Consider the following 13864-nt stretch of genomic DNA (forward strand, 5'->3'; position numbering starts at 1 on the left):
GCGGCTCGCCGAGCGGTCGCGCGTACCTCAACCCTTTTATTATCGCTGTTCGTTGACCCGCACATGAGCGAAGACGAGGGCACGAACGCCTCGGCCCAGGGTGTCCCGTCCGAGGAGGAAGCCGACGGCGACACGTCCGACGTCGATCCGGCGAACGCCCCCGACGGATCAGAATCTGGATCAGGATCGGAAGCGCAGTCGGCATCGGAATCGGACCGCGACCAGTCCGCCGAATCGGCACAATCTGCGGACGACGCAGCCGATTCCGAAGCTGGTGGCGACGGCGACACGCCCGAAACGAGCGAGGACGTCCAGGAGGTGCTGGACCGGCTCACCGAGTACGACGACGAACTCGCGCGCAAGGTCAACGCGATCGTCGAGCAGGCCCGGGACCTCTCGGGAACCGTCGACCACCAGCGCGAGGAACTCGAGGACCTGACCGAGCGCGTCGAGTCTCAGGCCGAGACCATCGGCGACCTGCAGGACGAACTCGAGGCCCGCGAACAGGCTATCGAGGACCGCGACGAGGAGATCGCGGAGTACGAGGAGCAGGTCGAAGATCTCAAGAGCCGCCTCAAGCGCAAGCAGGCCGACTTCCAGAACTACAAGAAACGCGCCAAGAAGCGCCAGGAGCAGATCAAAGACCGCGCGACCGAGGACCTCGTCGAGCGCCTCGTCGACGTCCGGGACAACCTGAAACGCGCCTTAGAGGAGGAAAGCGGCGACGTCGAGAGCCTGCGCGAAGGCGTCGAGATGACCATGCGGGAGTTCGACCGGGTGCTCGAGGACGAGAACGTCTCCGAGATCGATCCCGAGCCCGGGACGGAGACCGATCCGCAGCGTCACGAGGTCATGATGCGGGTCGACAGCGATCAGCCCGAAGGGACGATCGCCGACGTCTACACCGCCGGCTACGAGATGGGCGACAAGGTCATCCAGAACGCGCAGGTGACGGTGTCGAACGGCGAACTCGCCGACGATGAGGATACGGACGAAGACGACACTGCCGATGGCGCCGACGATGAGTCGACGAGCGGTGCCGACGACCAAGGCGACGAGACGGACGCCGCGGACTCGAGTTCGGATTCGGATAACGCCGAGGTAAATGCCGATGCGGACGCTGACGGAGAGGACAACACCGACGCCGAAGACGACGACGCGATCGAACTCGGCGGTGAAGTCGCGAACGAGGACGACGCAGACGGCGAGTCGACGGACAACTAATCGTCATCTCAGTTCGCGTCAGCTACAGTTAGTACCCGTCTGACCTCTTGTGGTCTCGAGTCGTTTTCTCCCCGCCTCTCGAGCGGCCGATCGGTCCAGAAACGGAGGTGTCGAATTCGGTGGGTAGGCAGGTTTGAGGGGCGAATTTCGGATTTTATTCGCCGTGCCATACGGGCTAGTAACGTTTAAACCAAAGTGCGCACAATGCCCTCGTAATGGCGAGCAACAAGATTCTCGGTATCGACCTCGGGACGACGAACAGCGCGTTCGCGGTGATGGAAGGGGGCGATCCGGAAATCATCGTCAACGGCGAAGGCGAACGGACGACGCCCTCCATCGTCGCCTTTAATGACGACGAGCGACTCGTCGGGAAGCCGGCGAAGAACCAGGCCGTCCAGAACCCCGACCGGACGATCCAGTCCATCAAGCGTCACATGGGGGAGGACGACTACACCGTCGAGATCGACGACGAGGAGTACACGCCGGAAGAGATCTCGGCGATGATCCTCCAGAAGATCAAGCGCGACGCCGAGGAGTATCTCGGCGACGAGGTCGAGAAGGCCGTCATCACGGTCCCCGCCTACTTCTCGGACCGACAGCGCCAGGCGACCAAGGACGCCGGCGAGATCGCCGGCTTCGAGGTCGAGCGCATCGTCAACGAGCCGACCGCGGCCGCGATGGCCTACGGCTTAGACGACGAGTCCGACCAGACCGTCCTCGTCTACGACCTCGGCGGGGGCACCTTCGACGTCTCCATTCTCGATCTCGGCGGCGGCGTCTACGAGGTCGTCGCGACCAACGGCGACAACGACCTCGGCGGCGACGACTGGGACGAAGCGATCATCGACTGGCTCGCCGAAAAATTCGAGGAGGAACACGACATCGACCTCCGCGACGATCGTCAGGCCCTGCAGCGGCTGAAGGACGCCGCCGAGGAAGCCAAGATCGAACTCTCCTCGCGCAAGGAAACCGAGATCAACCTGCCGTTCATTACGGCGACCGACGACGGTCCGATCCACCTCGAGGAATCGCTCACCCGGGCCAAGTTCGAGTCGCTGACCGAGGATCTCATCGATCGCACCGTCGAACCGACCGAGCAAGCCCTCGAGGACGCCGGCTACGAGAAAGAGGACATCGACGAGGTCCTGCTGGTCGGCGGCTCCACCCGAATGCCCCAGGTTGAGGAGAAGGTCGAGGAACTTACCGGCCAGGAACCGCAGAAGAACGTCAACCCCGACGAGGCCGTCGCGCTGGGCGCGGCGATCCAGGGCGGCGTCTTGGGCGGCGAGGTCGACGACATCGTCCTGCTGGACGTCACGCCGCTCTCGCTCGGTATCGAGGTCAAGGGCGGCCTCTTCGAGCGCCTGATCGAGAAGAACACGACGATTCCGACCGAGGAATCCAAGATCTTCACCACCGCGGCGGACAACCAGACCACCGTTCAGGTACGGGTCTTCCAGGGTGAACGCGAACTGGCCGAGGAGAACGAACTGCTCGGCGAGTTCCACCTGACCGGCATCCCGCCGGCTCCCGCCGGAACGCCGCAGATCGAGGTTACCTTCTCCATCGACGAGAACGGCATCGTCAACGTCTCCGCCGAGGACAAGGGCTCCGGCGAGAGCGAGGAGATCACCATCGAGGGCGGCGCCGGCCTCTCCGACGAGGAGATCGACCGCCTGCAGGAAGAAGCCGAGAAGCACGCCGAAGAGGACGAGAAGAAGCGCCAGCGCATCGAGGCCCGCAACGCCGCCGAGGCCACGATCCAGCGCGCCGAGAAGCTCTTAGAAGAGAACGACGAGCAGGTCGACGACGACCTGCGCGACGACATCGAGGCGGCCATCGACGACCTCGAGGCGACGATCGACGACGACGAGGCCGACGCCGAGGCGATCGAGGAGGCAACCGAGGACCTGAGCCAGGAACTGCAGGAGATCGGCAAGCAGGTCTACCAGCAGCAGGCCGGCGCCGGTGCGGCGGGCGCCGGCGGCGCTGGTGCTGCAGGCGGCGCAGCAGGTGCCGGCCCCGGCGGTATGGGCGGCATGGGCGGCGGCCCGAACCCCGGTCCCGAGGGCGGCGCCGGCGCGGCCGGCGGTGACGACGAAGAGTACGTCGACGCCGACTTCGAAGACGTTGAAGAAAACGACGAAGACTGAGTCGTTTTCTTCAGCCCGTCAGACGTAGTCTGACGACGTCGACGACGAAGACGAGGACTAACCGGACAAGCCTTCGTCGACCAGCACCTCGTTGATTTTCGCTGTTGACGAGGGCCGAACCGACGAACTATCGATACTCGAGGCCGCGCTACGTTTCGCTACCGAACCTGTCGCGTAACGCGCCTATCGCACCCACCAGTAGATGTATCGAGAATAACCAGTAATAACGGTTATATCTTCGCGAAGCGTCTAGGCAGTGTGTCTTTCGATAGTTCCGAGACGTCCGGTCGGTCGATCGGCGTTGCGTCCGCGCTGGCCATGCTCCTCGGTATTGCGATCAGCTGTTACGGTGTCCTTCTCGTTCCGGTGTCGCTCCTGGGTGGCATCTGGATCGCCGCGGGCGGACTCGCTCTGCTGTGTGCGGGGCTAGTCGCCACCGCGTGGGTCGGCGATCGCCTCGCCCTCTCGCCGGTAACACAGCGCAGGCTATCGATCGGGTGCACCGCGCTCGCCGTCGTGCTGTTGGGCTCGTTCGTCGCTATCAACGGTGCGACGTTCGAATCCGGCGTCATCGAAAGCGCCTCCTGAACGAGGAGCGAACGGGCCAGCAGTGCGGACCGATTGAGGCCGCTTCGGATGATTGCTCGAGGAAGGCTCTCGGGTCCCCTCTGTGCCACCTCCGTTTCGTCGGTCGATTGGACTCGAGACGCGGGATTCAGCCGGGCGGTTCGCGGGGAACGTTCGTTTCAAGTGGCGCAAGCGAGTATCGGCGCACAACGAATGAGCGAGGACTTTTACGACGTGCTCGGTGTGAGTCCGGACGCCTCCACCGAGGAAATCAAGAAGGCCTACCGGGAGAAGGCCACGGAATACCACCCGGACGTTAGCAACGACCCCGACGCCGAGGAGAAGTTCAAGAAGATCCAGAAGGCGAAGAAGGTCCTGACCGACGAGGAAAAGCGCCAAGCCTACGACCGGATGGGCCACGATCGCTACGAGCAGGCCGAGAAGCACGGCTTCGACGCGAGCGAGGGCGGCGCCGGTGCCGGCGGCATGGGCGGCGGCCCGTTCGGCGGTATGGGCGGTGGCGGTATGGGCGGCGGCCTCGGCGACATCTTCGAGCAAGTCTTCGGCGGAGGCGGCGGCCGCGGCCGGCGCCGCCAGCGCAAGGGTCAGGACCTCCGGACCGACCTCGAGATCGACCTCGAGGAGGCCTACGAAGGCGCGGAGAAGCAGTTCACGATCGAGCGTCCCGAAACCTGCGAGACGTGTAACGGCGAGGGGCACCCGCCGGACGCGGACGCCCGGACCTGTCCCGAGTGCCAGGGCCGCGGGCAGAAGCGACAGGTCCAGCAGACGCCGCTGGGGCGCGTCCAGCAGACGACCACCTGTCGGCGCTGTGATGGCGAGGGGACCCTCTACTCGGAGACTTGCGGCGACTGCGGCGGCGACGGCTACGTCCGCAACGAGGCGACGCTGACCGTCGAAGTGCCGGCGGGCATCCAGGACGGTCAGACGCTCCGGATGGAGCGCGAGGGCGCGCCCAGCCCCGAAGGCGGCCCGAAGGGCGACCTGCTGATCGACGTCACGATTCGCGAGCACGAGCAGTTCGAGCGCGAGGGCGACGACCTCCGCTACCGCCTGCCGATCTCGTTCCCGCAGGCTACCTTCGGCGATACCGTCGAAGTCCCGACCCTCGACGGCGCAGTCGAGTTCGAAATCCCCGACGGTACCCAGAGCGGCGAAACCTTCCGCCTCGAGGGCAAGGGGATGCCCCGCCTGCGCGGCCGCGGCCAGGGCGACCTCTACGTGCAGGTACAGGTCGTCACGCCCGAGAGTCTCAACGAAGAACAGCGCGAGGCGCTCGAGGCGTTCGCCGAGGCCGGCGGCGACGAGATCGACGTGAAGGAAGGCTTCTTCGAGAAGATCAAGCGGGCGTTCTGATCGACGCGCCGCTCGCGCAGTTCCGGGGTCGTTTCTCGCTCGGTAATCGCTCGGAACTATTTCTTAGCCGTATGATAAGTGTCGGGTGGGATGGCGAGACCAGCACGCACGGACGACGATAGCTCCGTAGCCGGTGATATCTTCGGAGTCGTCACCGATAGACAGTCGTACAAGAATCTGTGCTATCTGGTGCTCGCGGCGCCGCTCGGAATGGCGTACTACACGTTCGTCACGATGGGACTCGTGCTCGGTGCGCTGCTCTCGCCGATCGGGATCGGCCTCGTCGTTCTGTTCGTGACGCTGCTTACCGTTCGACTCTTCGCCGGGTTCGAGCGGCGGCTCGCGAACGCGTTACTGGGCCTCGAGTTACAGGCTGAGAACGGTCCCGAAGTCGCGTCAGCCCGGGGCGTTCGAGCGCGAATTACGAGCTATCTCGAGGCGCCCTCGACCTGGCGCGGACTGGGCTTTCTCATGGTCAAGTTCCCGCTCGGGGTCGTTGCGGTCGTGTTGCTGATCCCGCTGTTCACTGCCCTTTCGCTGGTGACGGCGCCGCTCCGGTATCCGTACGCGCCGGAGCTAGTGACCGTCAACGACGAGCCGATCACGTGGTCGATCGAGACGCTACCGGAGGCCGTCCTCGCTGTCATGGTCGCGGCGGTGATCGGCGTTCTCGTCCTCCATCTCTCGAACGGGTTCGCGTACGTCGCTCGGCAGATGGCGACGGCGCTGCTCGACGAGGGCGTCTCCGAGCCCAGAGGCGGTGATGGGAAACCGGCTGCGTCCCGCTCGACGCCGTAGCTGAGTCGGGGTTCAGACACTAAGACAGTAGCATTCGCGTGCTTCGAACCAGTCCGTTCCTCGAGTCGCCGCCCGTTCGATGTTATTCCAGTAAGAGTCGTGATACCGTCCATCACAGCTATAGCCGCTGGCGTCGAACTTTCGAACGGGGATACCCATGCCGAACAAACGAATCCTGCTCCTCGCCGGCGACTTCGTCGAGGACTACGAGGTAATGGTCCCGTTCCAGGCGCTCCAGATGGTCGGCCACGAGGTTCACGCCGTCTGTCCGGAGAAGGAGGCGGGCGACGCCTGTCCGACCGCTATCCACGACTTCGAGGGCGGCCAGACCTACACCGAGAAGCCGGGGCACAACTTCGAACTGAACCACGATTTCGACGCCGTCGACCCCGCCGACTACGACGCGCTGGTCGTCCCCGGCGGCCGCGCGCCGGAGTACCTCCGCACGTACGACGAGGTCCTCGAGATCGTCCGCCACTTCTTCGCGGAAGACAAACCCGTCGCGGCGCTGTGTCACGGCCTGCAGATCCTCGCGGCTGCAGACGTCCTCGAGGGACGGACCTGCACGGCGTATCCGGCGCTCGAGGCGGACGTTCGCGGGGCCGGGGGCAACTGGGAGGACGAGGTCACGCGCGACGGCAACCTCGTGACGGCCCAAGCGTGGCCGGGCCACCCCGACTGGCTCGCCGGGTTCCTCGACGTGCTCGGAACAAACATCGATCACGCCGAGCCGGCGGCCGCGGACGACTGAGCGGCGCGCTCGAGGCGCGTCGACCCGTCGTACGTCGGCTCTTTCCGTCCGCGCCGCCGACGCTATCGGCGGTCTTTTTTCGATTCGCTTCCGAGCTAGCGGTATGACCGCCGCGACAGTCGCCGACCTGCTCGCCCGCGAGTTCCGCGAGGAGTACGACGACCGGACGACCCTCGTCGACGCGACGGAGCGGGAGTACGACTACCACTGGCTCTGTACCTCCTCGTGGAAGGCCGGCAACTTCCTGCGCCACTCCGGGGTCCGCCAGGGCGTCACCGTCGGCGTCGTCGGCGACGGCCCGCTCGCGCTGCTGGCGTTCTTCGGCACGACGCTGCTCGAGGGGACCACATACTTCGAACCGCCCGCAGACCTCGCCGACACGGACGACTTCCGCGCGCTGGTCGCCCCCGTTCGCGACCTCGAGTCGGGGACCTACGCCCTCCCGCCGGGCGCCCAGCGCGTCGGCTACGGCGCCAAACCCGAGGAACCCGACATCCACAACTTCGACGCCGGAATCTGGAGCGAGAACCCGGCGTTCCCGCCGCTATCGATCGAGCCCGAGACCGCGATCCTCACTAACGGCGAGCGAACCGTGAGCCACGCCGAGGCGCTCGAGGCGGCCCGCGCGGTGATCGACGAGTACGGGATCGGGCAGGGTGAGCGGGTCGTCGTCCGCGCCCCGCTGTCGAGCCTCGAGGCGGTCGTCGCGGGTGTGATCGCGCCGCTGCTGGCAGAGGGCGTGATCGTGCTGACCGAATCGGCGGCCGAGACGACGGTCGATCGGGGCGACTACGCGGTCGCCGGCGGCGAGCCGGACGCGTCGGTCCCGGAGCCGGAGCGCATCGCCCTCGAGGGCGTTTCCGTCGAGTAGCCGCACCGACTCTCCTCGCTGCGCTCACAGCTCCCGGTACGGCAACCCCTCGAGCGCCGGTCCCGAAAGCACGTTGCCCTCGTGGGTAAACCGGGATCCGTGGCAGGGGCAGTCCCAGGTTCGCTCGGCGTCGTTCCACCGGACGAGACAGCCCATGTGGGGGCAGACCGCCGAGACGGCGTGGATCGTGTCGTCCTCGTCGCGGTAGAGGCCCATCGGGCGGCCCGTTCGTCGGATGAGGCTCGCGTCGCCCGCCTCCGGCATATCGTCCGCATCGGCGCCGAGCGACCGGAGCATCGACTTGATCCGGTCACCGACGAAGCTACCGCCGACTTTGCTGTTCTCCTCGAGGAAGGTCTTCGCGGCGGATTTGGGCGGCAGCCGCTGGGGATCGAAGACGTCGGCCCACGGGCTCGAGCCCTCGACGATCAGATCTGAGAGGATCACCCCGGCGGCGGTGCCGCCGGTCATCCCCCAGCCCTTGAACCCGGTGCCGACGTAGACGTGCTTCGAGAACGGGTCGATCGAGCCGATGAAGGGGACCTGGTCGACGGGCGAGTAGTCCATCGTCGACCAGCGGTACTCGATCGATTCGACGGTGAAGTTCTCGCGGGCGAACTGCTCGCAGCGACGGTACCGCTCGGAGGTCGGCACGCCGCTGACGCTCGGCTTGTGGCTCTGCCCGCCGACGATGAGGAGTTCCTCGCCTTCCGCGGCGTCGCCGTGTTCCGCCGCCGCAGCGTCGACCGGGTGCGTCCGCATCGTCGCCGCCGGCGACGCGGTGTTGTAGTACATCCCCTCGGGCGGTTCTTCCTCGATCCGGACCGCCAGCAGGTACGCGCGGTGGGGGTGCATCCGCGAGAAGTAGCCCGCCCGGTCGTGGAAGGGGAAGTGCGTCGCGACGACGACGTCGTCGGCGACGACCTCCCCGCGCTCGGTCTCGAGACGGCAGGGAGAACCGGGCTCGAGATCGAGCGCCTGCGTCTCCTCGAAGACGTAGCTGCCGTCGCCGTGGATCGCCTCGGCGATCGCGAGCAGGTACTTTCGGGGGTGAAACTCCGCCTGATCGTCGAACCGCACGGCCGGGCCGGTATCGAAGGGCAGCGGCGTCTCCTCGAAGTACGACGCCGGCAGGTCGAGCCGCTGGGCTGCCCGCACCTCGTCCTGGATCTGCTCGACGTCGTCGGGGGAGGCCGCGTAGGTGTACGCCGGCGTCCGCCGGAAGTCGCAGTCGATGTCGTACTCGTCGATCAGTCGCGCGACCTCCTCGATCGCCGCCTCGTTCGCGTCGGCGTACTGGCGCGCTTTGTCCTCGTCGAACTGCGAGAGCAGCGTGTCGTAAATGAGGCCGTGCTGGGAGGTGAGCTTCGCCGTCGTGTGGCCCGTCGTGCTCTCGACGATGCGGTCCGACTCGAGGACGGCGACGGCCTTTCCGGCTTCCTTCAGTTCGAGCGCGGTCGTCAGGCCGGTGATGCCGCCGCCGACGACGGCGACGTCGACGTCCAGTCCGTCGTCGAACGGTTCGTAGTCGGTCGTCGGCGTCGTGGCCAGCCACAGCGACTCGGGGCGCAGAGACGCGGGGTCGGGACCGGCGTAGGCGTCCGGTTTCGAATTAGCGGGATCGTCGGACATGGGGAATCAGCGCCTCTCCCTATCCACACCGGGGGGCAAAAGGCTGGGCCATGCGACGGTCGCCTCGCGGGACGCTCGTTCGAGACGACGCTCACCGCGCTCAGTACTTGAGCGCGCGCCGAATCCCGTCTTCGATGCGCTCCGCATCGGGCAGGTAGCCGTCCTCGCGGGCGAACAGCGGCACGGGGACATCGTAGCCGGTGACACGCTCGACCGGCGCCTCGAGGTAGAGGAACGCTTCCTCGTTGATCCGGGCGGTGATCTCGCCGGCCAGCCCGCCGGTTCGGGGCGCCTCGTGGACGACGACGCAGCGGCCGGTCTTCCGCACCGAGTCGGCGATCGTCTCCGTGTCGAGCGGGTACAGTGTCCGCGGATCGATCACCTCGACGCTCGCGTCGATCTCGTCGACGGCCTCGAGCGTCTCGCGGAGCATCGAGCCCCACGCGACCACCGTCACGTCGTCGCCCGCCTCAACGACGCGGGCCTCGCCCAGCGGTACCTCGTGATCGTCGGGGACCTCCTCGCGGAACGAGCGGTAGAGCCGCGTCGGCTCCATGAACACCACCGGATCGGGGCTGCGGATCGACGACCGGAGCAGCCCCGCCGTCTCGGCCGGCGAGGACGGAATCGCGACCTTCAGGCCCGGCACGTGCGAGAAGCCGGCTTCGAAGCTCTCGGAGTGCAACTCGAGGGCGTGGATCCCGCCGCCGTAGGGCGTCCGGATCGTCATCGGACAGGTGATCGTCCCGCGGGTGCGGCTCCGAATTCGGGCGACGTGCTGGGCGAGCTGGTGAAAGCCCTGGTAGAGGAAGCTCTGGAACTGGATCTCGGGGACGGGCCGCATACCGGTGGCGGCCAGGCCGACGCCGACGCCGACGATGCCCGCCTCGGCGACCGGCGAGTCGAACACGCGGTTCGGGTAGTCGTCGATCAGCCCCTCGGTCGCCCGGAACACGCCGCCGGCCCGACCAACGTCCTCGCCGTAGACGACGACGCTGTCGTCGCGCTCGAGTTCCGAGCGCAGCGTCCGGCCGACCGCCTCGATCATCCGGAGGCGTTCAGCCATCCGTCTCACCTCCCCGCTCCGCCTCGAAGGCCTCGAGTTGCGCCTCCAGATAGGGCGGCATCTCGTCGTAGACGTAGCGGAACATGTCCGCGGGATCGACCTCCTCGCGCGCCGTTCGCGCGCGGTCGATCGCGTCGGCGAGTTCGGACTCGATCCGTTCGTCGATCTCGTCTTCCGTTTCGTCGTCGAGGAGGCCGCGGTCCTCGAGGAACACCTGGAAGCGGAGGATGGGGTCACGGGCCTCCCACTCGGACTCCTCCTCGGGCTCGCGGTAGGCGGTCGGGTCGTCGGAGGTCGTGTGCATCGACCGCCGGTAGGTCAGCGCCTCGATGAGCACCGGCTCCCCGTCGCGGGCCTGCTCGATGGCCTCCTGGGCGACCCGGTAGACGCCCAGCACGTCGTTGCCGTCGACCCGGATTCCGTCGATACCGGCCGCGATGGCCTTCTGGGCGAACGTCTCCGCCTTAGTCTGTTTCTCGATGCCGGTCGAGATGGCGTAGCGGTTGTTCTGGCAGACGAAGACCGTCTGGGCGTCGTAGACGCCGGCGAAGTTAAAGGCCTCGTAGACGTCGCCCTCGCTGGTCGCGCCGTCGCCGAAGTAGGTGACAGCGACGTTGTCCCGGTCCTGCAGCGCCTCTCCCCAGCCGACGCCGACGGCGTGCAGCGGCTGGCTGCCGACCGGGATCGCCGGCGGCAGGGCGCCCTCGCCGTCCGGGATCTCGGCGCCCTCCTCCATCCCCAGCGCGTACTGCAGGATCTGCTCGGGCGGCGTTCCGCGGACGAGGAGGGCCGGCTGCTCGCGGAACGAGGGGACGATCCAGTCGCCGTCGGCCATGGCGAACGCGGTACCGACTTGAGCGGCCTCCTGGCCGATCGCGGGCGCGTACGTCCCCAGTTCGCCGCGCCGTTGGAGGGCGATCGCGCGCTCGTCGAGCCGTCTGGACCGCTTCATCGACTCGTAGAGCTCGAGCAACTGGTCGTCGCTCAGGTCGGGAACCAACTCCTCGTCGACCGTTTCGTCCTCGGCGAGTACCTGCACGGACTCGATGGTGAACTCGGCTACGTCCTCGCGGGGCATGGTGATCGGATGGCACCACTACGCCGGCCAGCGAGTTACTGCGCCGCCCGGCGTGCGACGGGCGCTTACGGGCCGTCGGGATCGAACGCGATCGGCGGAGCAATTGCGTGCAGGAAAATCGACGGCGTCTCGAGCACTCGAGCACCGCTTCGACGGCCGATGTCATCGTGAACGGAATCACAAGTCTCCGCTCGGGACCGTTTTCATCGTCATCCACGGCTTGGTCCCGTAGCTCCGCGCCGACGTCGTCCCCTCGTTGTACTCCTCGGCCCACTCCGCGAGTACGTGGAAGCTGCCGAAGAGCTCGGCCGCGTCGTCGAGCACCGTCGCCTCGAGCAGTTCGGCGTCGTTTCCCGACGCGACGAGCGCCGCGTAGCCGCCGGCGACGAGCCCGACGAGCTCGAGCGTGCCGGTCTCCGTTCGATCGGGATGGACGAACGCCAACGCCAGAACCGTTCCCGTGCCGTGGGGCTCGTTGTCGATCTCGTCGATATCCTCGCGCTCGGTCTCGAGTTTCTCCGCGATGGGCTTTTCCACTTCCTCGAGCCGTTCGACCGGCAGCCCCTCGTCGTCGAGAAACGCCTCGAGGTCGTCGATCGTTTCGATCTCGGCGTCGTCCGCCCGGACCACGGCCGCTTCGACCACTTCGACCTGCTGGTCGACCGGGAGATCGAGTTCCTCGTCGTCGATCTCGATGAACGGCGGCTTCGTCTCGGTCTCCGCGAGCGTCTCTTCGGTACACCCGCTTACGGCGACCAGTGCCGCACTGGCGCCGGCACATCGAGTTAACAGGTGGCGTCTGTTCATATTCGGCGAGGGAGGACCAATTCGCGTCGCTGACGGGTCTTTTCCGGGCGGACGGAAAACGCTTCGCCGCGCACCTGCGCGGCAGCCGCTGCCGGGACGGTTCGCGTCATATGCAACGCCAATCCCTTTTGAGCCGGCTCAGATACCGATTCGATAGCCAATGGCCCTCGAGGTGTTTCAGCTGTACAATTTCGTCCTGATCCTCGTTGGCGTCGCCATCCTCGGCATCGCGATTTTGCCGCGGTTCATCTCGAACGTTCCCGTCACGGACCCGATTTTCTATATCGCCTACGGATTTATCCTGTTCTCGCTTCCGCTCGGGATCCCCGAACCGGATCCGCTCGCACAGGGGCACATGGCCGAGCGATTGACCGAACTCGGCGTGATTATCGCGCTGATGACCGTCGGACTGAAACTCGACCGCCCGCCGGGGTTGCGATCGTGGGAAAGCGTCTGGCGGCTCCTCGGGATCACGATGCCGGTGACGATCGGGCTGTCGGCGCTGGTCGGCTGGTGGGCCGGTTTCGCGATCCCGACTGCGGTACTGCTCGGCGCCGTGATCGCGCCGACCGACCCGGTCGTCGCCTCGGAAGTACAGGTCGAAGGCCCCGGCGGAAGCACCGAGGAGCAACCGAAGCCGGAAGCCGACGGACGGGAAGACGAAGTTCGCTTCGCGCTCTCGGGAGAGTCCGGACTGAACGACGGCTTCGCGTTCCCGTTTACGAACCTGGCGGTCGCGATGGCGCTGGTCGGCGTCGCACCCGGCAATTGGGTCGGCGAGTGGTTGCTCATCGACGTCGTCTACCGAACCGTCGTCGGCGTCGGCGTCGCCCTCGTGTTAGGCTGGCTGCTGGCTCGATTGGTGTTTATTGCACCCGTCTCGGAGCCCCTTCCGAAGGCGATGCTCGGCCTCGAGGCGCTGGGCGGGACCCTGGCGGTGTACGGCATCGTCGAGGTCCTCGGCGGGTACGGATTCATCGGCGTTTTCGTCGCCGCGACGGTGCTTCGCGACTACGAGCGGCGCCACGCCTTCTACGAACCCTTACACGACCTCTCCGAGAAGGCCGAACAGCTCCTGCAGGTCGCGATCATGACGCTGTTCGGCGGCGCCATCGCCGGCGGCCTCCTCGAGCCGCTGACCCTCGAGTTGTTCCTCGCCGCGGTCGTGATCGTCTTCCTCGTTCGGCCGGTCGCCGGCATCATCGCCCTGCTTGGATTCGACCGCAGTTGGAGCGAGCGGCTGGCGATTTCGGTCTACGGACTGCGCGGCATCGGGACGTTCTACTACCTCGCGTACGCGCTGAACCAGGCACCCTTCGCAGATGCGGAGCGGCTCTGGGCCGTCGCCGCGACGTCGATTCTGCTCTCGGCAGTGGTGCTCGGAATTACGGCCACGCCGGTCATCGAAAAGCGACTCGGCGAGGAACCGGGCCTCGAGGAGACGATCGGCGACGATCTGGGGTAACACCCGGGGTTCGAGTCGCTCGAGTACCGGTTTCCAGGGCCGTCCGGTGGTGCTGAGAGCAGCGACGCGTGTTAC

Annotated in this window: 12 protein-coding genes; 8 read left to right on the top strand and 4 right to left on the bottom strand. The window is 66.5% G+C overall.

Going from position 1 to position 13864, the window contains the following annotated elements; all coding sequences use genetic code 11:
* Nucleotides 1–63: 63 nt before the first annotated feature.
* The 7 genes from grpE (at nt 64) to HALXA_RS17335 (ending at nt 7741) form a co-directional block, all read left to right on the top strand.
* Nucleotides 64–1224: a nucleotide exchange factor GrpE gene (grpE, locus tag HALXA_RS17305; RefSeq protein ID WP_013881696.1), complete on the top strand. Its 1161-nt coding sequence runs from the start codon at nt 64–66 to the stop codon at nt 1222–1224.
* Between the two features lie 215 nt (nt 1225–1439).
* A complete protein-coding gene (gene dnaK, locus HALXA_RS17310; RefSeq protein WP_013881697.1) occupies nt 1440–3377 on the top strand; it encodes a molecular chaperone DnaK in 1938 nt (645 codons plus the stop codon).
* 258 nt (nt 3378–3635) lie between these two features.
* A complete protein-coding gene (locus HALXA_RS17315) occupies nt 3636–3965 on the top strand; it encodes a hypothetical protein (protein ID WP_245550046.1) in 330 nt (109 codons plus the stop codon).
* Between the two features lie 192 nt (nt 3966–4157).
* Complete coding sequence (gene dnaJ, locus HALXA_RS17320; protein WP_013881699.1) at nt 4158–5321, top strand: molecular chaperone DnaJ; 1164 nt, start codon at nt 4158–4160, stop codon at nt 5319–5321.
* 90 nt (nt 5322–5411) lie between these two features.
* Nucleotides 5412–6119 carry a sensor domain-containing protein gene (locus HALXA_RS17325; protein WP_013881700.1) on the top strand — a complete coding sequence of 236 codons (708 nt, stop codon included), beginning with the start codon at nt 5412–5414 and terminating at the stop codon, nt 6117–6119.
* Between the two features lie 157 nt (nt 6120–6276).
* Nucleotides 6277–6870, top strand: a complete 594-nt coding sequence (locus tag HALXA_RS17330) for a DJ-1/PfpI family protein (protein ID WP_013881701.1) — start codon at nt 6277–6279, stop codon at nt 6868–6870.
* A gap of 103 nt (nt 6871–6973) precedes the next feature.
* The gene (locus HALXA_RS17335; protein ID WP_013881702.1) at nt 6974–7741 is read left to right on the top strand and encodes a hypothetical protein; all 768 of its coding nucleotides are present in this window, start codon (nt 6974–6976) and stop codon (nt 7739–7741) included.
* 24 nt (nt 7742–7765) lie between these two features.
* Here HALXA_RS17335 and HALXA_RS17340 read toward each other — a convergent pair whose 3' ends face one another.
* The 4 genes from HALXA_RS17340 to HALXA_RS17355 all read right to left on the bottom strand — a co-directional run bounded on the left by HALXA_RS17340 (nt 7766) and on the right by HALXA_RS17355 (nt 12324).
* Nucleotides 7766–9373, bottom strand: coding sequence for an FAD-dependent oxidoreductase (locus HALXA_RS17340; protein ID WP_013881703.1), 1608 nt, complete (start codon nt 9371–9373; stop codon nt 7766–7768).
* Between the two features lie 100 nt (nt 9374–9473).
* Nucleotides 9474–10439 carry an alpha-ketoacid dehydrogenase subunit beta gene (locus HALXA_RS17345; RefSeq protein WP_013881704.1) on the bottom strand — a complete coding sequence of 322 codons (966 nt, stop codon included), beginning with the start codon at nt 10437–10439 and terminating at the stop codon, nt 9474–9476.
* The gene (pdhA, locus tag HALXA_RS17350) at nt 10432–11517 is read right to left on the bottom strand and encodes a pyruvate dehydrogenase (acetyl-transferring) E1 component subunit alpha (protein WP_013881705.1); all 1086 of its coding nucleotides are present in this window, start codon (nt 11515–11517) and stop codon (nt 10432–10434) included. Before pdhA ends, HALXA_RS17345 begins: the two co-directional genes overlap by 8 nt.
* 177 nt (nt 11518–11694) lie before the next feature.
* Entirely contained in the window at nt 11695–12324 is a 630-nt protein-coding gene (locus HALXA_RS17355) for a hypothetical protein (RefSeq protein ID WP_013881706.1), read from the bottom strand.
* A gap of 160 nt (nt 12325–12484) precedes the next feature.
* Here HALXA_RS17355 and HALXA_RS17360 point away from each other — a divergent pair, with 160 nt between their 5' ends.
* Nucleotides 12485–13789 (top strand): cation:proton antiporter, encoded by a 1305-nt coding sequence (locus HALXA_RS17360; RefSeq protein WP_013881707.1) that lies wholly within the window; start codon nt 12485–12487, stop codon nt 13787–13789.
* Nucleotides 13790–13864 lie beyond the last annotated feature (75 nt).

Source organism: Halopiger xanaduensis SH-6 (genome assembly GCF_000217715.1).
In the GTDB taxonomy this organism is placed as follows: domain Archaea; phylum Halobacteriota; class Halobacteria; order Halobacteriales; family Natrialbaceae; genus Halopiger; species Halopiger xanaduensis.

Bases quoted from the DNA above. Each gene is read 5' to 3' on its own strand.
- grpE (WP_013881696.1), top strand. From the start codon at position 64: ATGAGCGAAGACGAGGGCACGAACGCCTCGGCCCAGGGTGTCCCGTCC.
- dnaK (WP_013881697.1), top strand. From the start codon at position 1,440: ATGGCGAGCAACAAGATTCTCGGTATCGACCTCGGGACGACGAACAGC.
- dnaJ (WP_013881699.1), top strand. From the start codon at position 4,158: ATGAGCGAGGACTTTTACGACGTGCTCGGTGTGAGTCCGGACGCCTCC.
- HALXA_RS17325 (WP_013881700.1), top strand. From the start codon at position 5,412: ATGGCGAGACCAGCACGCACGGACGACGATAGCTCCGTAGCCGGTGAT.
- HALXA_RS17330 (WP_013881701.1), top strand. From the start codon at position 6,277: ATGCCGAACAAACGAATCCTGCTCCTCGCCGGCGACTTCGTCGAGGAC.
- HALXA_RS17335 (WP_013881702.1), top strand. From the start codon at position 6,974: ATGACCGCCGCGACAGTCGCCGACCTGCTCGCCCGCGAGTTCCGCGAG.
- HALXA_RS17340 (WP_013881703.1), bottom strand. From the start codon at position 9,373: ATGTCCGACGATCCCGCTAATTCGAAACCGGACGCCTACGCCGGTCCC.
- HALXA_RS17345 (WP_013881704.1), bottom strand. From the start codon at position 10,439: ATGGCTGAACGCCTCCGGATGATCGAGGCGGTCGGCCGGACGCTGCGC.
- pdhA (WP_013881705.1), bottom strand. From the start codon at position 11,517: ATGCCCCGCGAGGACGTAGCCGAGTTCACCATCGAGTCCGTGCAGGTA.
- HALXA_RS17355 (WP_013881706.1), bottom strand. From the start codon at position 12,324: ATGAACAGACGCCACCTGTTAACTCGATGTGCCGGCGCCAGTGCGGCA.
- HALXA_RS17360 (WP_013881707.1), top strand. From the start codon at position 12,485: ATGGCCCTCGAGGTGTTTCAGCTGTACAATTTCGTCCTGATCCTCGTT.